This is a genomic window from Pseudarthrobacter sp. AG30, assembly GCF_003116525.1.
Taxonomy (GTDB): Bacteria; Actinomycetota; Actinomycetes; order Actinomycetales; family Micrococcaceae; genus Arthrobacter.
Genome location: NZ_QEHL01000012.1, coordinates 149,518 through 167,273, shown reverse-complemented (window position 1 = coordinate 167,273; position 17,756 = coordinate 149,518). Strand labels below are relative to the sequence as shown.

The 17,756-nt window shown below is 67.4% G+C and carries 17 protein-coding genes; 7 read left to right on the top strand and 10 right to left on the bottom strand.

Translation table 11 applies throughout. From position 1 onward, the window contains the following. Positions 1 to 30 precede the first annotated feature (30 nt). From DC347_RS11490 to DC347_RS11465, 6 genes are all read right to left on the bottom strand, one after another. Positions 31 to 429 (bottom strand): hypothetical protein, encoded by a 399-nt coding sequence (locus DC347_RS11490; RefSeq protein WP_231369837.1) that lies wholly within the window; start codon positions 427 to 429, stop codon positions 31 to 33. A gap of 169 nt (positions 430 to 598) precedes the next feature. Continuing rightward, positions 599 to 1,024, bottom strand: coding sequence for a heat shock protein transcriptional repressor HspR (locus DC347_RS11485; protein ID WP_018760757.1), 426 nt, complete (start codon positions 1,022 to 1,024; stop codon positions 599 to 601). A 15-nt stretch (positions 1,025 to 1,039) separates the two neighbouring features. Further along, positions 1,040 to 2,011 carry a DnaJ C-terminal domain-containing protein gene (locus DC347_RS11480; RefSeq protein WP_206073924.1) on the bottom strand — a complete coding sequence of 324 codons (972 nt, stop codon included), beginning with the start codon at positions 2,009 to 2,011 and terminating at the stop codon, positions 1,040 to 1,042. A gap of 176 nt (positions 2,012 to 2,187) precedes the next feature. Then, entirely contained in the window at positions 2,188 to 2,880 is a 693-nt protein-coding gene (locus DC347_RS11475; RefSeq protein ID WP_109045520.1) for a nucleotide exchange factor GrpE, read from the bottom strand. Positions 2,881 to 2,882: 2 nt separating this feature from the next. Then, on the bottom strand, positions 2,883 to 4,754 hold the full coding sequence (dnaK, locus tag DC347_RS11470) for a molecular chaperone DnaK (RefSeq protein ID WP_018760754.1): 1,872 nt from the start codon (positions 4,752 to 4,754) through the stop codon (positions 2,883 to 2,885). Between the two features lie 177 nt (positions 4,755 to 4,931). Beyond that, entirely contained in the window at positions 4,932 to 5,255 is a 324-nt protein-coding gene (locus DC347_RS11465) for a helix-turn-helix transcriptional regulator (protein ID WP_109045519.1), read from the bottom strand. A gap of 96 nt (positions 5,256 to 5,351) precedes the next feature. Here DC347_RS11465 and DC347_RS11460 point away from each other — a divergent pair, with 96 nt between their 5' ends. After that, positions 5,352 to 6,656, top strand: a complete 1,305-nt coding sequence (locus DC347_RS11460; protein WP_109045518.1) for an MFS transporter — start codon at positions 5,352 to 5,354, stop codon at positions 6,654 to 6,656. Positions 6,657 to 6,716: 60 nt separating this feature from the next. Here the strand turns inward: DC347_RS11460 and DC347_RS11455 are convergent, their stop codons facing one another. After that, positions 6,717 to 7,010 (bottom strand): hypothetical protein, encoded by a 294-nt coding sequence (locus DC347_RS11455; protein ID WP_018760751.1) that lies wholly within the window; start codon positions 7,008 to 7,010, stop codon positions 6,717 to 6,719. Between the two features lie 84 nt (positions 7,011 to 7,094). Beyond that, the gene (locus DC347_RS11450; protein WP_206073923.1) at positions 7,095 to 7,862 is read right to left on the bottom strand and encodes a TetR/AcrR family transcriptional regulator; all 768 of its coding nucleotides are present in this window, start codon (positions 7,860 to 7,862) and stop codon (positions 7,095 to 7,097) included. Positions 7,863 to 7,991: 129 nt separating this feature from the next. Here DC347_RS11450 and DC347_RS11445 point away from each other — a divergent pair, with 129 nt between their 5' ends. Then, positions 7,992 to 8,921, top strand: coding sequence for an NAD-dependent epimerase/dehydratase family protein (locus tag DC347_RS11445; RefSeq protein ID WP_109045516.1), 930 nt, complete (start codon positions 7,992 to 7,994; stop codon positions 8,919 to 8,921). Between the two features lie 3 nt (positions 8,922 to 8,924). On the opposite strand, the gene DC347_RS11440 is transcribed toward DC347_RS11445, so the two are convergent. Beyond that, positions 8,925 to 11,126, bottom strand: a complete 2,202-nt coding sequence (locus tag DC347_RS11440; protein WP_109045747.1) for an efflux RND transporter permease subunit — start codon at positions 11,124 to 11,126, stop codon at positions 8,925 to 8,927. Positions 11,127 to 11,356: 230 nt separating this feature from the next. Between DC347_RS11440 and DC347_RS11435 the strand changes: the two genes are divergently transcribed. From DC347_RS11435 to pabB, 5 genes are all read left to right on the top strand, one after another. Beyond that, entirely contained in the window at positions 11,357 to 11,893 is a 537-nt protein-coding gene (locus DC347_RS11435) for a MarR family winged helix-turn-helix transcriptional regulator (protein WP_026264352.1), read from the top strand. Positions 11,894 to 11,962: 69 nt separating this feature from the next. After that, positions 11,963 to 12,781 carry a methyltransferase domain-containing protein gene (locus tag DC347_RS11430; RefSeq protein ID WP_109045515.1) on the top strand — a complete coding sequence of 273 codons (819 nt, stop codon included), beginning with the start codon at positions 11,963 to 11,965 and terminating at the stop codon, positions 12,779 to 12,781. A 37-nt stretch (positions 12,782 to 12,818) separates the two neighbouring features. Beyond that, complete coding sequence (locus tag DC347_RS11425; RefSeq protein ID WP_018760745.1) at positions 12,819 to 13,442, top strand: LysE family transporter; 624 nt, start codon at positions 12,819 to 12,821, stop codon at positions 13,440 to 13,442. A 132-nt stretch (positions 13,443 to 13,574) separates the two neighbouring features. Beyond that, positions 13,575 to 14,114 (top strand): low molecular weight protein-tyrosine-phosphatase, encoded by a 540-nt coding sequence (locus tag DC347_RS11420; protein ID WP_109045514.1) that lies wholly within the window; start codon positions 13,575 to 13,577, stop codon positions 14,112 to 14,114. Positions 14,115 to 14,133: 19 nt separating this feature from the next. After that, positions 14,134 to 16,224, top strand: a complete 2,091-nt coding sequence (pabB, locus tag DC347_RS11415) for an aminodeoxychorismate synthase component I (protein ID WP_109045513.1) — start codon at positions 14,134 to 14,136, stop codon at positions 16,222 to 16,224. 26 nt (positions 16,225 to 16,250) lie between these two features. Here pabB and cls read toward each other — a convergent pair whose 3' ends face one another. Beyond that, positions 16,251 to 17,723, bottom strand: a complete 1,473-nt coding sequence (gene cls / locus DC347_RS11410) for a cardiolipin synthase (RefSeq protein WP_109045746.1) — start codon at positions 17,721 to 17,723, stop codon at positions 16,251 to 16,253. Between the last annotated feature and the right edge of the window lie 33 nt (positions 17,724 to 17,756).

Below are 17,756 nucleotides of genomic sequence, written 5' to 3'. Positions count from 1 at the left end.
CGATGCCGGGCTCCCGGGGCTTTGCGGGGCTTATCCCAGGGCCGGGGCGGCAGCGGTCCGGCCGGCGAACTGCCGGCGGGCCCAGCGGGCGAGCTTCCTACCCTTGCCTTTCCACCAGTTGTCCTCGTCCTGGTTGTGGTGGAACCGGAAGACGATGGCCACCAGCACGAACATGCCCATCACCACATCCACCCAGGAGGCCATCACCAGGGCCACGAAGACCGTTAGTGCGTTGGCGACGATGGACGGGATGGCCAGTGTCCGGAACACGGTACTGGCCACATAGCGGCGGTGCGACCTCGGGACGGACAGTTCGCGGACCATGTCGAAGCAGACGCAGACCACCACAATGGTCTGCCCCAGGGCCAGGAGCATCTGGCCCTGCATTGAGCCGCTGAATGCCGCGACGGACTCCATGCCCGGGCTCATGGCCGGGCCTTGCGGTTGACACCGTTGCTGACTGCACCAAACACGGAAAACCCCCAGAACTTGCGGAACCACCGCCGCTGATCCGGCGATGGTTCCATTCAAGGTTCGGGAGGCTTTGGGGTCACGAGTAGTGGGTACTCTAGTTTTCGCAGGGACCCAACCGCTGTACTTACTTGCCGATGGCGCGCGGCCGCCACAGCATGACGGCCTGCGACCGTGGCCGGGGCCGCTGCCCGCGGGAAAGGCTCACGACGTCGCCGGCGGCACCGGCCGCGAAGATGCGCGAGTCCACGGCCCGCGGCCGGCGCCCCAGTTCCTCGGTGAGTTCCGCGATCCGGCTCTGGAGGGCAGCCACCTGGTTTTCAAGTTCCAGGATGCGCTTGATGCCCTCCAGCGAGACCCCCTCCTGGGACAGCCGCTGCACCTCCCGCAGCATGTTGACGTCGCGCTGCGAGTAGCGCCGGGACTTCCCGGGGGCACGGCTCGGCTTGACGATGCCGAGCCGGTCGTATTGCCGCAGCGTCTGCGGGTGCATGTCTGCAAGCTCGGCCGCCACGGAGATCACGAAGATCGGCTGGTCAGCACTGATGTCCACGGCTCACCTCCGCTCCTAGAGCCGGGCCTTGGCTGCCAGGCCCTCACGGACGTCCGCCGACGACGTCGCCTCGGCGAACGCCTTGACCGCAGCTTCGGCGTCCTTGTTGAGATTCTTGGGAACGGCGACGTCGATGGTCACCAGCAGGTCACCGGTCGCCTTGGACGTCTTTACGCCTTTGCCCTTGACCCGCAGTGTGCGGCCCGACGGCGTTCCTGCCGGAACACGGACCTTGACCTTGTCGCCGTCAATGGTGGGAACTTCGATGTCCGCGCCCAAGGCAGCCTCGGGGAAGGTGACAGGGACGTGGATGCGGAGGTTGTCGCCGTCGCGCGTGTAGAACGCATGCGGCTGGACCGCGACGGACACCACCAGGTCACCGTTGCCGGCCGCACCCGGCTGGCCCTTGCCGCGGACGCGGACCTTCTGGCCGTCCTTGATGCCGGCGGGGACACGGACGTCGATCACCTCGCCGCTGGGCTCGCGCAGGCCGATAGTGGTCCCGCGGATGGAACCGGCAAACGAGATGCTGGTGGACGCGGTGCGGTCGGCACCCTTCTGCGGCGTGCGCTGGAAGCCGGGGGAACCACCGAAGCCGCCGAACAGGTCTGCGAACTCGGGCGGGATGCCGCCTGCGGACGGGTTGAACCCGCCCGAGTGGCGCCCGGTGTTGCCCGTGAAGAGGCCACCGAACATGTCCTCGAACCCGCCGTTGGGGGCGCCGGCGCCGCCGGGGGCAAAGCGGGCTCCGCTGCCCATGGCGCGGATGGCGTCATACTGCTGTCGCTCGTCCGGGTCCGAGAGCACCGAGTAGGCCTCGGAGATGTCCTTGAACTTCTTCTCGGAAGCAGCGTTCCCGGCGTTGGTATCAGGGTGGTGCTGCCGCGCAAGCTTCCGGTAGGCCTTTTTGATGTCGGCTTCGGAAGCGTCCTTGGCAACACCAAGGATCTTGTAAAAATCCTTGTCCACCCAATCCTGGCTAGCCAATGGCGTTTCCTTTCAAAGTACAAAAGCGTATAGCGAGATTACCGCTAAGCCGGAGCGGATGAGGGGGCCCGGGAGTGGCATCGGGCCTGCCGGAGCTGGGTGGCTAACGATCGTAGATCGTTAGCCACCCAGCGTAGGGGCGGGGCCCCCTCATCCGCGGAGGCGTTGGGGTAATGCTACGCAGGGACGGCGACGATGACCTGGGCGGCGCGGAGGACGCGGTCTCCTGATTTGTAGCCGGAGCGGAGGACCTGGCTGACGGTGTCAACCTCGATGTCCTCGCCGGGCTGCTGGATCAGGGCTTCGTGGATCGTGGGATCGAACTCCACGCCGGTCTCGTTGATCCGGACCAGGCCGTAGGTCTTCAGCGCGTTCTCCAGCTTGGTGGCGATCGCGGCGAAGGGCCCGTCGGTGAGGTCGCCGTGCTGCCGTGCGGCGTCGACGTCGTCCAGGACCGGGAGCAGGGAGTTCAGGACGCCGATGACGGCCATCTCCCCGGCCACGGCGCGGTCCCGTTCAACCCGCTTGCGGTAGTTGACGTACTCGGCCTGGAGGCGGAGCAGGTCGTTGCGCAGTTCGGCGGCCTCTGCGTTGCCGGCGGCGGCCGGAGCCCCCTGGGCCACGGATTCCTCCGCGGGCACGTCCACCCCGTTGAGGATTTCCTCTGCCTGGGCCAGTGCGTCGCCATCGGAATCGGCAGCGCCATGCTGGTGGCCGGCGCTTGGAGCGTGGCCGCCTTCGGGGTGCCGGGCCTGGCCGGTCACCGGGTCAACCTTACGGTTGTCCCGGATGACCGGTTCGCCGTTGCCCTGCCTGGCGTCATGGTTCGCGGATGAGTTGTGCTCTTCCTCGTTACCGTGGTGCGGCATGGCTACTTCTTCGCTTCGTCTTCGTCGATGATCTCGGCGTCGACGATGTCCTCATCGGCCTTGCTGCCCGCAGAGGCACCGGCGGCACCCTCGGCACCGGCAGCGCCGGCACCGTCCGGCGAACCGGCCTGCGAGTAGATGGCTTCGCCCAGCTTGGTCTGCGAGGCCTGCAGCTTCTCGAACGCGGCCTTCACGGCGGCGTCGTCCGTGCCTTCGAGGGCCTTCTTGAGGCTGTCGACGTCGCCCTGGACCTCGGTCTTGACCTCTTCGGGCAGCTTGTCCGCGTTGTCGGCGATCAGCTTGTCCACGGAGTAGGCGAGCTGCTCGGCCGTGTTGCGGGTGTCGGTTGCCTCGCGGCGGGCCTTGTCCTCGGCTGCGTGCTCCTCGGCGTCCTTGACCATGCGGTCAATGTCTTCCTTGGAGAGGCTGGAACCACCGGTGATGGTCATGGACTGTTCCTTGCCGGTGCCCTTGTCCTTCGCGGAGACGTGGACGATGCCGTTGGCGTCGATGTCGAAGGTGACCTCGACCTGGGGGACGCCGCGCGGAGCCGGCGCGATGCCGGTCAGTTCGAAGGTGCCCAGCGGCTTGTTGTCGCGGGTGAACTCGCGTTCGCCCTGAAAGACCTGGATGGCCACGGACGGCTGGTTGTCGTCCGCCGTGGTGAAGGTCTCGGACCGCTTGGTGGGGATGGCGGTGTTCCGCTCGATCAGGTGCGTCATGACGCCGCCCTTGGTTTCGATGCCGAGGGACAACGGGGTGACGTCGATCAGGAGGACGTCCTTGCGCTCACCCTTCAGCACACCGGCCTGCAGGGCTGCACCGACGGCGACGACCTCATCCGGGTTGACGCCCTTGTTGGGCTCCTTGCCGCCGGCCAGTTCCTTGACCAGTTCGGAGACGGCGGGCATACGGGTGGAGCCACCGACCAGCACGATGTGGTTGATGTCCGAAAGCTTGATGCCGGCTTCCTTGATGACGTCGTGGAACGGCTTCTTGGTGCGCTCCAGCAGGTCCTTGGTGAGGTCCTGGAACTTGGCGCGGGTCAGCTGCTCGTCCAGGTGGACCGGGCCGTCGGGGGTGACGGAGAGGTACTGGAGGGAGACGTTGGTGCTGGAGGAGGAGGAGAGTTCCTTCTTGGCCTGCTCGGCTGCCTCACGGAGGCGCTGGAGGGCGATCTTGTCCTTGGACAGGTCGATGCCCTTGACCTTGAGCTGGTTCAGCAGGTAGTCGACGACGCGCTGGTCCCAGTCGTCGCCGCCCAGGCGGTTGTCACCGGCGGTGGCGCGGACCTGGATGGTGGAGAAGTTGTCTTCGTCCTTGCCGACTTCCAGCAGGGAGACGTCGAAGGTGCCGCCGCCGAGGTCGAAGACGAGGATGAGTTCGTCTTCCTTGCCCTTGTCCAGGCCGTAGGCGAGGGCTGCGGCGGTGGGCTCGTTGACGATGCGCAGGACGTTCAGGCCTGCGATCTCGCCGGCTTCCTTGGTGGCCTGGCGCTCGGCGTCGTTGAAGTAGGCCGGGACGGTGATGACGGCGTCGGTGACCTTTTCACCCAGGTAGGACTCGGCGTCGTTCTTCAGCTTCATGAGGATACGCGCGGAGATTTCCTGCGGGGTGTACTTCTTGTCATCGATCGCGACGGTCCAGTCGGTGCCCATGTGGCGCTTGACGGATGCGATGGTGCGGTCGATGTTGTTGACGGCCTGGCGCTTGGCGATTTCGCCGACCAGGACTTCGCCGGACTTGGAGAATGCAACGACCGACGGCGTGGTGCGGCCACCCTCGGCGTTGGCAATAACGGTGGGCTCGCCACCTTCGAGAACGGAGACGACGGAGTTGGTGGTTCCGAGGTCGATACCTACTGCACGTGACATGTGTTGCTTCCTTCTTTCCTTGGAAACTGGGTGGCGCCCAATGATTGAGCGTTCTGGACTCAACTTTACTCAGGCACCACCAGATGTCAACACAACTTGAGCGAACTACGCTCAACTTTGCTCACGGCGTACAAGGAGGACGGACGACGGCGGCCCGTCGCCATCGGCGCGGAGGCTTCAGTCGCGGGCGGGCGCATCCAGCACCGCCGCAAGCAGTCCGGGGAACCGCGCCTCAAGATCCTCCGTGCGCAGGGTCAAACGGCGGCCGCGGCCGTTGGCCTCGTTGCGGATCACGCCGGCCTCGCGCAGCACCTTCATCAGGTGGGACTTGGTGGACTTGGGCATGTCCGGGTTGCTCAGGGCACACTCGGCCATGTCAAGGGGGCCGGCGCGAAGCTGGCGCGCGATCTCCAGCCGGTCCGGGTCACTCAGGGCAAAAAGCACACTGGGCAACTGGAGGTCCGCGCGTTCGGGATGGGGAAGGTTCGCCGGTGTAGCCACAGTTCGACTTTAGTTGAACCATTAGCGTCACTGCCAGTAGGCTGAGGTTTCGACTATTTTCGAACCAAATTCACCCTACGCGGAAGGCGGCACGTTTTGACGCACTCCCCCGCAGCCCGGCCCCAGGAGGCACGCCGGCGGCTGGGCTTTGCCCTGATCGCGGCTGCCACGGCAGCGATGATGGCCGGAGCCAGCGCGCCGTCGCCTTTCTACCCCACACTGCAGGAGCAGCTGCACCTGCCGCCCGTGGCAACCACCGGGATCTTTGCCGTGTACGCCGTGGCGCTGCTGGCAGCCCTGCTGGTCTTCGGCTCGATTTCGGACCACTTGGGCCGCAGGCCGGTGATCAGCGCAGCCTTCATCCTGCTCGCCTCCAGCGTCACGGCCTTCCTGGTTGCCGATTCGCTGGCCATGCTCCTGGTGGCCCGCGTACTGCAGGGCATCGCCAGCGGCATCCTGCTGACCACGCTCTCTGCCGCGATCACGGACCTGGAAGCAGAGGATGACCCGGGCTCCAGTGCGGCCTGGAACACCGTGGCGCCGCTGGGCGGCCTGGCACTGGGCGCCCTGGCATCCGGCCTGCTGCTGGACCTGCTGGCTGAGCCGCGCACGCTGGTGTTCGTTTCGCTGACCGTCCTGTACATGGTGTTCGCCGCACTGGTGTGGGCCGCCCCCGAAACCTCGCCCCGGACGCCCGGGGCAGCGGCCTCGCTCAAGCCGCACCTGACCCTGCCACCCGCCGCACGCCGCGGATTCGTCGCCGGCGCCCCGGCCGTCTTTGCCGGCTGGGCCACGGGCGGGCTGTACCTCTCGCTCGGCGCCGCGATAGTCCACGCCACATTCGGCATCCGGGAGCACCTGTGGCAAGGCATGGTGATCACCATCCTGGCAGGCACCGGAGCAGCCACCGCTGCAGTCCTGCACCGCTTCGGAGCCCGTACCATCACCATTTTCGGCACCTCGGCTTTGGCCTTGGGAACTGCGCTGTCCCTGCTGGCCATCGGCCTGGGCTCGTTTGGCCTGTTCCTGGCTGCCGTAGTGGTGGCCGGAGCAGGTTTTGGCACGGCGTTCATGGGCGTGATCCGGTCCATCAGCCCCCTGGTCGAGGACCACGAACGCGCCGGCACCTTCGCCTCGCTCTTCGTGGTGGCATATACGGCTTTCGGCGTTCCGGCAGTGCTGGCCGGCCTGCTGGCCCCCGTGCTGTCCCTCCCGGTCACCACCTACGCGTATGGCGGGCTGGTGACGGTCCTGGCCGCGGTGGCTGCGATCAGCCGCGCCCGCAGCAGCGACGCCGAACCGGCCGGGGACGCCACAGTGGCGGCACCGGACGCCGGGAACCACTCGGGCAGCACGGAAAACGTCGCCGCAGGAGCGGTTCCGGAATCCGCGGGCCGCTAGCCGCGCCGTTGCGATAAATGGGCGAAGCGGGCCGCACAGGAAGCGGCCCGGGAGGACTCCTTACCGGTCGGAGTCCGGGCGGCCGTGCAACGGTCCCCGGTCCTCCGCGGTCGACTGGACCTGGCCGTCGGTCAGGCCGTCTCGGATCGCTTCCTCCGTGCGCGCGCCTCCCGTGGTTCCGGCGTCGCCGTAGTTGCCTTCCTCGTATTCGCCGTCGGCTTCGCGTTCCGGCTCGTTGATGGTGCCCGCGGCGCCGTAGTCCCCGTCCACGTACTGACCACCTTCCCCTTCCAGGCCCGGGGCGCTGCTGCCCTTGCGTGGTTCCTCGGCTGCAACTTCAGGGTTCTCAGTCATGGTGCATCTCTCCTTCGAGGCTCCGCGTCCGTGCGGGCGCACTGGCAGTCTACCGAGGCCCCCTGGCCGCCAACAGGGCCAGGCCTACCCGTCATCACGGGACGCGCGCAGCTGCAGCCCCGCCACGCCGGCAAGGACGGCAAGATGGTGGTCGAAAAGTTCCGCCGGAACGCTGAAGGTATCCGGCCCGTACTGGTTGAAGGCCTCGAAGCTGACGGCGCCAAACAATGCGCTCCACACCAGGACTCCCCGGGCCACGAGTTCCTCGGGGACGGTAAGGCCGAACTGTGCCCGGATGGTGTCCAGGTCAGCTTGGAGCGCGGTGGGGATCTCTGCCCGCACGGCATCCGCCACGGCCAGCCGCCCGGCCCGGAAGGCAGACTCCAGGATGCCAATCAGGGCGACGATCACCCGGGTACCGGGGACCGTGGTCCGCTCGGCGGGCGCGTTGTAGCCGGGGACCGGGCTGCCGAACAGGAGCGCATAGCTTGCCGGCTCCCGCAGCGCCCAGGTCCGTACCGCGCGGCCCAAGGCCGTGAAGCGGCCGGCGTGGTCATCGACTGGAACCGCCCCGATGGCGGCGTCCACCTCGTCCCCCAGCTCATTGAAGGCATCTATCAGCAACAGCGTCAGCAGCTCATCCCGGCTTTCCACGTAGCGGTACACGGCTGAGGAAACCACTCCCAAGTCCCTGGCCACCGCCCTGAGGGACAGTGCCGCCGCCCCGTGCAGGGCCAGGTGGCGCCGTCCCAGCCGGATGATGTCGGCCACGGTCTGCGTCCGTGCCCGCTGCCTGGGCGTCAGGGCCCGGGCCGGTGCCGCCGTCGCGTCCGTTTTTTCTGTGTCCGTCACAGGCTCCAGCATGCCACAACCGAGAGCGGTGCCAACAGAGGAGAGCAGTGCTCTTGACAAGGTTGCGACACCCGGTCCATGCTGAAAGCGAGAGCACCGCTCTCGCTACAAACTTTCCCAGGAGGACTCATGGTCAAGAATTTCGTCGTCACCGGTGCGGGGCCGGTGGGCTGGACGGTTGCCGAGCAGCTCGCGGCCGATGGACACCGCGTCCGCGTAGTCACCCGGTCCGGCAGCGGGCCCGACCACCCCTTGGTTGAGCGGATCACGGGAGACGCCAAGGATCCCGAAACCCTGCGGCAGGTCTTCACCGGTGTCGATGCCGTCTTCCACTGCATCCACGGCTCGTCCTACACCGCCGCAGCTTGGGAGGCGGAATTGCCCGCAGCCGAGCAGGCGGTGTTGAACGCGGCACACGAGGCAGGCGCCGTCGTCGTCTTTCCGGAAAGCCTGTATTCATACAGCGAGCCGGACCGCGTGATGACCGAGGACAGCCCGCGCCGGGCGGCCGGCGGCAAGCGCGGCGTGCGCACCCGCCTGCTGCAGGCGAGGGAGGACGCAGCTGCGGCAACTGTCAGCGTGGTGGCCGGGGACTTCTTTGGTCCGCGGGTCCAGATGGCGCACGGCGGCGAGCGCATCGTGGTCCCCATCCTCGCCGGCCGGAATGTCAGCGTGGTGGGGAGCGCGAACCAGCCGCACTCCTTTACCTACGTTCCGGACCTGGCCGCAGCGATGGTCGCCGCAGCCGCCAACCCCGCCGCCTGGAACTCGGTCTGGCACGCCCCCACCGGCCCGGCCCTGACGCAGCGGGAGCTGGTTCGTGCTTTTGCCCGGGCCGCGGGCGTGCCGGCACCCAAGGTGCGCGTCCTGCCGGGCTGGGCTTTGCGGGCGGCGGCGTTTGTGTCCGCCGACATGCGGGAACTGGCGGAGCTCGGCTACCAGTTTGAGCACCCGTTCGTGATGGATTCGGCCCGTTCGGAGGCCATCCTTGGCGTACGGCCCACCCCGCTGGACGCGGCTGCCGCCGCCACCGTGGAATGGTGGCGGCGGCAGGGCTGAGCGTCAGCGGGTGGGTACCTCCGTGCGGGGCTCGAGGCCGGACTCCCGGGATCGGGTGCCGGATCCGGCCTGGGCGCGGGCCAGTTTTCCGGGCCACCAGATCTTTGGGCCGATGTCGTAGGCGAGCGCCGGAACCAGTAGCGAGCGCACCAGCACGGTGTCCAGCAGCACGCCGAACGCCACGATGAAGGCCAACTGCACCAGGAACATGATGGGGATGACGCCAAGGGCGGCAAACGTTGCGGCCAGCACCACACCCGCCGAGGTGATCACCCCGCCGGTCACGCTGAGGCCGCGCAGGATCCCGGGCCGGGTGCCGTGCTTGAGCGACTCCTCCCGGACCCGGCTCATCAGGAAGATGTTGTAGTCCACGCCCAGGGCCACCAGGAACACGAAGCCGAACAGCGGGACAGTGGCATCCGCTCCGGGGAACCCGAAGATGTTGTTGAAGACGAACGCGGACACGCCGAGCGCCGCCGCGTAGGACAGCACCACGGACAGCACCAGCAGGACCGGGGCAACGATGGAGCGCAGCAGCAGCATCAGGATGAAGAGGATCACCACGAGCACCACCGGGATGATGACCACGAGGTCATGCTGGGCGGTGGTGTTGGTGTCCAGGGCTGTGGCGGTCACGCCGCCCACCAGCGCGCCGGGATCCACGGCCTTGACCTCGCTGCGGAGGGCCTTGATGGTTTCTTCAGCCTGCAGGGAGTCGGCGGCGTCGTTCAGCGTGGCGTTGATCAGGACCTTCCCGTCCCTCACGTCCGGGGTGTTGGGAGCTCCCGGCGCTCCGGTGATGGGCACGCTGCCCGGCCCCAGGAGGTAGGCCTCGCCCACGCCGTCGTCCGCTTTGACCCGGTCCAGCACTTCGGCGGCCTTGGCCTGGTCCGCAACCACGACGGCGGGGCTTCCGCTGCCGGCGTCGAAGTGGCGCGCCAGCGCGTCCTGGCCGTCAACGGCGTTGGAGGCCGTGAGGATGACGTCCGTTTGCGGTACGCCGTTGGCTTTGAGCTGCAGCAGGCCGCCGGCCGCCACCAGGAGCAGCAGGACCGACGCGACCCATACGGTCCTGGGGCGCCGGGACACCAGGGAACCCGTGGCGCGCCACAGGCCTTTCTGTCCTTCCAGCCCGGTCACCAGCTCGGGTTCGCGCTGGTCGGCGGGGACGAGCTTGGGGCGGAACGGCCAGAACGCGGCCCGGCCCAGGAGCGCCATCAGTGCCGGCAGCAGGGTCAGCGCGGCGAACAGGGCGCACAGGATGCCGGCGGCGGCGACCGGGCCGAGGGCCTTGTTGGAGTTGAGGTCCGAGAACAGCAGGCACAGCAGGGCAATGATCACCGTGGCGCCGGAGGCCAGGATCGGCTCGAACGAGGCTTTCCAGGCGGTGAGGACTGCGGCGGTGCGGTTGGTGGTGTGGGTGAGGGCTTCGCGGAAGCGGGCCACGAAGAGAAGGGCGTAGTCCGTGGCCGCGCCGATCACCAGGATGGACAGGATGCCCTGGCTTTGGCCGTTGAGCTGGATCCAGCCTGCCTTGGCCATCCCGAACACCAGCAGGATGGCCGCGCAGAGGGCAAAGACGGAGGTCAGCAGCACCATGATGGGCAGCAGCAGGGAACGGTAGACGATCAGCAGGATCACGAAGACGGCGGACAGGGCCACGATCAGCAGGATGCCGTCAATGCCGCCGAACGCGGCGGCAAGGTCGGCGGCCAGCCCTGCCGGTCCGGTCACGAAGGTTTGGGTTCCCTGCGGCGCCGCCGCGGACACCGTGTCACGGAGCTCCTTGACGGCGTCCTTCAGTTCGGTGGAGGACCCGATGGGGACAACGAACTGGACGGCTTTGGCGTCTTTGGAGGGGATCGGGCCGATCACGGCGCTGCCCAGTTTGAGGCCTTCGAGGCTGGTCTTGAGCGTGGCCAACCCGCCCAGCTGCGCGGGGGTGAAGGCGGCGGTGTTTTCGATGACGATGATGCCGGGCACCTCGTCCGAGTCCCGGAACTTTGCCTGCCAGTCCTGCGCCTCGGTCGCTTCGGCGCTGGCGGGCAGGAAGGACGCCTGGTCATTGCTGGAGACTTCTTCGAGGCGGCCGAACGTGGGGCCGCCCACCCCGGCCAGTCCCAGCCAGGTCACGACCAGGACGACGGGGATGAGCCAGCGCAGCCAGAACGGGACGCGCTCTTTGGCAACTTTTGTTCGTTTCATGATGCCTTCCATCCAGGGTGCCGCGAGTAGGATTGATTCCAGCATAGATTATCTCCATCATGGAGATAAGTGCCAGTCGAGCTTTTTTCCGGTACCGCCGGTACGGATAGCGCGGACAGGGCCGGGCCTCGGGCTTCTGCAGTAATATCCGTCAGTACGGTCGGGCGGAAAAGGCCCGGCAGGAACGGTCCGGCACGAACGCAAACACGAATGGCTGAAGGGAGGCGGGCATGGCAGGACAGACTGCATCAGGTCCACCGTCCTTTCCCCAGGCCGGACCGGAATTCGGCCCGCCGAACCCCCTGCTTCGGCTTTTGCAGGAGTTCACCATCGAGGCGAACCGGTACGTGGACGCGGCCGGTGACCGCAAGGACATGCACCGGACAGACATGAATGCCCTGGCGGTGATCATGCGCCATACGGCAAGGGGCGAGGTGGTAACCCCCGGCGTCCTGCGGAAGGAGCTCAACCTGAGCTCCCCCGCCACCACGGCACTGATCGACCGGCTGGACAATTCCGGGCATGTGGTCCGTGAACGGCACGCCACGGACCGGCGCCAGGTCCAACTGAAGATGACGCCCAAGGCTTTCAGGGACGGCGGCGCCATCTTCGCCCCGCTGGCGCAGCACATGGACAGCGCCATGGCAGGGTTCTCCGCGGCGGAACTGGAAACAGTGACCCGTTTCATGACCGCCATGGTCGAGGCAACCGCCGCGGCCCGGGAAGAATCCGACGACGAAAAACCCAAGGGCGGCCACCCCGGATAAGCCCCGGGGCTTGTGGTGTTGGCCGCGAAGAGGCGCCAACCGCAGCCCGGTTGGGAGTAACGTTTGGTTATGAGTGCGCAGCAGCCAGGGGAAGACGTCTACACGCACGGCCACCACGAATCGGTGGTCCGCGCCCATGCCGCCCGGACCGCCGAAAATTCCGCGGCGTTCGTCCTCCCGCACCTTACGCCGGGAACAGCCCTGCTGGACGTCGGCTGCGGGCCCGGCAGCATCACCTGCGACTTTGCCGCGCTGGTCAACCCCGGGCACGTCACCGGCCTGGACCGCTCGCCGGACGTCATCGCCCAGGCACAGGTCCTCGCCGCCGAACGCGGCGTTCCCAATGTTGAATTTGTTGCCGGCAATATCTACGACCTTGACTTCGCGGACGAAACGTTCGACCTCGTCCACGCACACCAGGTGCTCCAGCACCTGACGGACCCGGTGGAGGCCTTGCGGGAGATGCGCCGGGTGGCCAAACCCGGCGGCATCGTGGCGGTCCGGGACGCGGACTTCCACGGGATGAGCTGGTATCCGGCCATCCCGGAACTGGACGAGTGGATGGACCTGTACCAGCGGATTGCCCGCCGCAACGGAGCAGAGCCCGACGCCGGGCGCCGGCTGGTCAGCTGGGCCCAGTCCGCGGGGTTCAGCGACGTCGCCCCCAGCAGCAGCAACTGGTTGTACGCCACGGCCCAGCAGCGCCGCTGGCAGGCGCGGGTGTGGGGCGAGCGGGTGCTGCATTCAGCCTTCGCGGAGCAGGCCCTGGAGTACGGGTTCGCCAACCCGGCGGACCTGGCCAGGATTTCCGCGGGCTGGCACCGGTGGGGTTCCACCGACGACGGCTGGTTCCTGATCCCCAATGGCGAAGTGATCGCCAGAGCCTAGCGCTGAACCCGAGGCGCGCCGCCCCTAGGATTGATGAGTGGAATTTTCCCTTTGGCTGGCCCTTGCAGGTGCCGGCGCCCTTATCAGCTTCACCCCGGGTGCCGGGGCCATCAACACCATGAGCAACTCGCTGAATGCGGGGTTCCGACGGTCCATTTGGGGAATCCTGGGCCAGCAGGCGGCCCTGGTGGTGCATGTGCTGATTGTTGCCCTGGGTGTAGGGGTGCTGGTGGCGAGCTCGCCCGTGGCCTTCAACGTGATCCGATACGCCGGCGCCGCGTACCTGGTGTACCTGGGTATCCGCCAGTTCCTGAGCAAGCCCACGGCCGCCCGGGAGGAGGCCGCCGCCCTGCGCGATGAACCGGCGTGGTCCATCTTCCGGCGCGGCTTCTGGGTCAACCTGCTGAATCCGAAGGCGATCGTGTTCTTCCTGGCGTTCACACCGCAGTTCATCCGGCCTGAGCAACCCTTGTTCACGCAATACGCGGTGCTCACGGCCACCATCGTGGTCATCGACATCCTGGTGATGTGGTTCTTCTTCGCCGCGGCCGCCAGGTCCTTCCAGCGCTTCACCAGCACCGAGCCGGGCCAAATCGTCCTCAGCAGGGTCTTCGGCACCCTGTTCGTGGGCGTTGGCATCCTGCTGGCCCTGATCCACTAGCGGCCGGGCGGAGGGCACAGCCACACGGAAGCCATCCCCATATGACAGCCAGTAATTCATCTTTACAAACCCGTAAAACATTGTGAACAGCCCGCTAGCCAAGACGGGCAACCAGCGCGCATGCTTAGCTTCATGAACTCAACGTCGAGCCCATACCGTGTCATCACCGTCTGCACCGGCAACATCTGCAGGTCCCCCATGGCCGAGCTCATGCTCGCGGCAGCGCTGGAACGGGAAGGGCTGGACGGGCTGGTGGAGGTGGACTCCGCCGGCACCACCGGCTACGAGGCCGGCAGGCCCATCGATCCCCGGGCCGCCCGCCGGCTCGCGGCAGCACAGTTGGCCTCCGAAAACCATGTCGCCCGGGAGTGGGACCCGCGGTGGTTCAGCGAGCGCGACCTGATCCTGGCCCTGGACATCGACCATTACGCCTGGCTCACCGAGGCAGCACCGGGCCGGGATGCCTTGAACAAGATCCGGATGCTCCGCAGCTTCGACCCGGCCATGGCCGGCCGCGACCGGCTGGACCAGGGCATCGAGGATCCCTGGTACGGCGGCCACGCCGATTTCGATGCCGTCTGGCACCAGATCCACTCCGCCCTTCCCGGGATCGTGGACCACATCAAGTCGGAGGCCCTGCGGGACACGGGACTGCAGCGGCAGGCACGCTGAAAACGGTACGCTCTAGTCCATGAGCCCAGCCCCCGTCATCATCGCCATCGACGGGCGCTCCGGCGCAGGCAAGACCACCTTGGCAGTCGAACTCGCGGCGCTGCTCCGCGCCCACCACAAGGTGTCCTTGTTCCACCTCGAGGACATCTACCCGGGCTGGGACGGGCTCGCGGCCGGCGTCGAACGCTATGTGTCCACGGTCCTCACGCCGCTGAGCCTGGGCGAGGCCGCCACCTGGACCAGCTGGGACTGGGCCAACCATTACGACGGCGATGCCCGGGTAACACTGCCGGCCGAGATCGTCATCGTGGAGGGCGTGGGCGCAGCGTCCGAGCCTGCCCGCCCGTTCCTGAACGCCGTGATCTGGGCGGAGGCACCGGACGACGTCCGACGGACCCGGGCCCTGGACCGCGACGGCGACACCTACAGGCCGTTCTGGGACCAGTGGGCGGCCCAGGAGGAAGAATGGCTGGGCCGCGACAACGTCCCCGGCCGGGCGGACCTGCGCGTCAACAACCGCGCTGACGGCTCCGCGCCCGCAGACCTGTTGCGGCTCCTCCCCTACCTGCCTGCGCTGGCACCGGTGCTCGCCCCGGAATTGTCCGCCCGCCGCGGCCTCCGCCTGCACGCCGAGCGCCTGGACCTGGCACCGGACGCACCGGCCCTGTTCGAATCCCTGTACGGCCGCTCCCCCAACGCCGTTTGGCTGGACTCCTCCAACCACCGGGACGCACCGGCCGCCGAACGCAGCCGGTTCAGCATCATGGCGGACGACGCCGGCACGTTCGGGCAGTATGTCACGCACCGCGCGGGGATGGGCTTCATCAGCGCGGGTTCGTCCGTGGCGAAGGTTCCGGGCCCGTTCTTCCGCTGGCTGAATACCGTCTGGGGCCGGCGGGCGGTCCGGACTCCCGAGGGCTATCCGGGCGAGTTCACCCTGGGGTGGCTTGGCTGCCTGGGTTACGAACTCAAGCGCGAAACCGGCGGCAGCGACCTTTCCGCCCCCACACCGGACGCCGCCCTGATCTTCGCCGGCCGGGCCGTGGTGCTTGACCATGCCGAAGGCACCGCCTGGCTCCTGGCGCTTGCGGCACCTGACGCCGATGAATGGCTGGACCGCGCACGGGCAGCCGTGCAGGCCGCCGCTTCAGCCTCCACGACCCCCGCGGGCCCCGCCGGAGCGGTGGGCACAAGAGCGGTGGGCGCCGGGGATGCCGGCGGCAGCACCGGCGTCGGACGCCCCGGCCCGCCCGTTTTCCGCAGCCGGGACACGGGCGCCCGCTACCGGGCGAAAATTGCGGCCGCCCAGCACGAGATTGCGCAGGGAAACACCTACGAAGTCTGCCTGACCACCACCCTGGAAGCCCGGATGTCGGCGGAGACCCTGGATCCCTGGGCCATCTACCTCGCGCTGCGCCGCCGCAACCCGGCCCCGTTCGCCAGTTACCTGCGGCTGGGCGGCCTTTCCGTCGCCAGCACCTCGCCCGAACGGTTCCTGAAGATAGCAGCCGACGGCGGCATGCGCGCCGAACCGATCAAGGGCACCCGCCGCCGGGCTGCCGATCCGCAGGAAGACTTGCAACTGCGCGCCGACCTGGCCACGTCCGTGAAGGACCGCGCCGAGAACATCATGATCGTTGACCTGCTGCGCAACGATCTCAGCCACTTTGCGGTGCCCGGCTCCGTGACGGTCAGCCGGCTGTGCGCGATCGAAAGTTACGCCACCGTCCACCAGATGGTCAGCACCATCGACGCCCGGCTCCTCCCCGGGGCGGCCCGGGCCGAGGCAGTGGCGGCCTGCTTCCCGGCAGGGTCCATGACCGGCGCGCCCAAGATCAGCACCATGGCCATCCTGGACCGGCTGGAGGCCGGGCCCCGCGGGTTCTACTCGGGGGCCATCGGGTACTTCTCGCTCAACTCGGCGACCGACCTCGCCGTCGCCATCCGGACCCTGGTGATCGACGCCTCCGGCGACGGAGCCGCGGACCTGACGCTCGGCGTCGGCGGTGCCATCACGTCGGACTCCGACCCGGACGACGAGTACGACGAGATCCGCACCAAGGCCTTTGGCGTGCTCTCCACCCTCGGCTCGGACTTCCCGGAGGACTGACCCTGGCTTAGCGGAACACGGCGGTCCTACTGCACCGTGGCCGTCAGCCGGGCCACGTTGTCCACATACCGGGCGGCCAGCGGCCGGTTCAGCCAGTCCGCCAGCTTCAACTCGTGGGAGATGTCCCGGTAGGTGTCCTCCACCGCGCGCATCTTGTTGACGATCTCCTCGCCCAGGAGCATCACGGAAACCTCAAGGTTCAGCGAGAAGGAACGCATGTCCATGTTGCTCGATCCCAGGACGGCCACTTCGTCGTCGATGGTGAAGTGCTTGGCGTGCAGCACGAACGGCGCCTTGTACAGGTAGATGCGTACGCCTGCCTCGAGGAGTGCTTCGTAGTAGGACCGCTGCGCGTGGTGGACCAGGAACTGGTCGCCCTTTTCGGAGACGAACAGTTCCACATCGACGCCGCGCTGCGCCGCGGTGGTGATGGCATACAGCAGGGAGTCGTCCGGGACGAAATAGGGGCTGCAGATGGAAATCCGGTGCTGCGCGGAGTAGATGAGCGTGTTGAAGAGCCGGAGGTTGTTTTCCGTGATGAACCCGGGGCCGCTGGGCACCACCTGGGCCGTGACATCTCCGGGCTCGGGATTCGCCGGCAGTTGCAGCTGGTGTTCCAGGGATTCGTCGGTCTCGCTCAGCCAGTCGGTGGCGAAGACGACGTTAAGGGTGGTCACGATCGGCCCCCGCAGGCAGGCCATCAGTTCCACCCATTCGCGGCCGGCCTTGCGGTGCCGCGGGTTGTTGTAGGAGGGCTCGATCAGGTTCTGCGACCCAGTGAAGGCGATTTCGCCGTCCACCACCATGATCTTGCGGTGGTTGCGCAGGTCCGGCCGGCGCCATTGGCCACGGATGGGCAGTAAGGGGAGCATCCGCTTCCACTGGATCTTGCCGGCCCGCAGGCGCTTGAGCAGCTTCCGGTAGCCCTTGATGCGCAACGTGCCGATGTGGTCGAACAGGAGCCGCACTTCCACGCCCCGTTCGGCCGCCTCTTCCATGGCCGTGAGCAGGTCGTTGGTGACGTGGTCCGAGCTCATGATGTAGAACTCGGCGTTGACGAAGGTCTTCGCCTTCCGCACCGCGTTGGTCATGGCCAGGATGGAGTCCGGGTAGCCGGGGATGAGCTCAACGGAGTTGCCGTCCACCATGGGAAGCGAACCCAGGGTGCGGTTGAGCTCCGCCGCGGACTTCACCCATTCCGGCCCGGGGTAGTCGCTCTCGACGTCCGACAAGGCAGTGATGCCGGCCCGCACGCGGTCGTTAACCTGCTCCTGCTGCGCGCGGCGGCGGCTGGACAGCTGGAAGTTGCCGAAGAGCAGGAACAGGACGATGCCCAGGAACGGGATGAAGAAGATCCCCAGCAGCCACGCCATGGCTGTGGTGGGGCGCCTGTTGCCGGGGATGATGCCCAGTGCGAGGACCCTGATCACCAGGTCGGCAAAGCCCAGGAGCACCACAACCCACGTCGGCGCGGTGCCGGCAAGCGAAAAAGGCCACAACACGTCAATATCTCCCGGGGAGGTCGGGCTCCG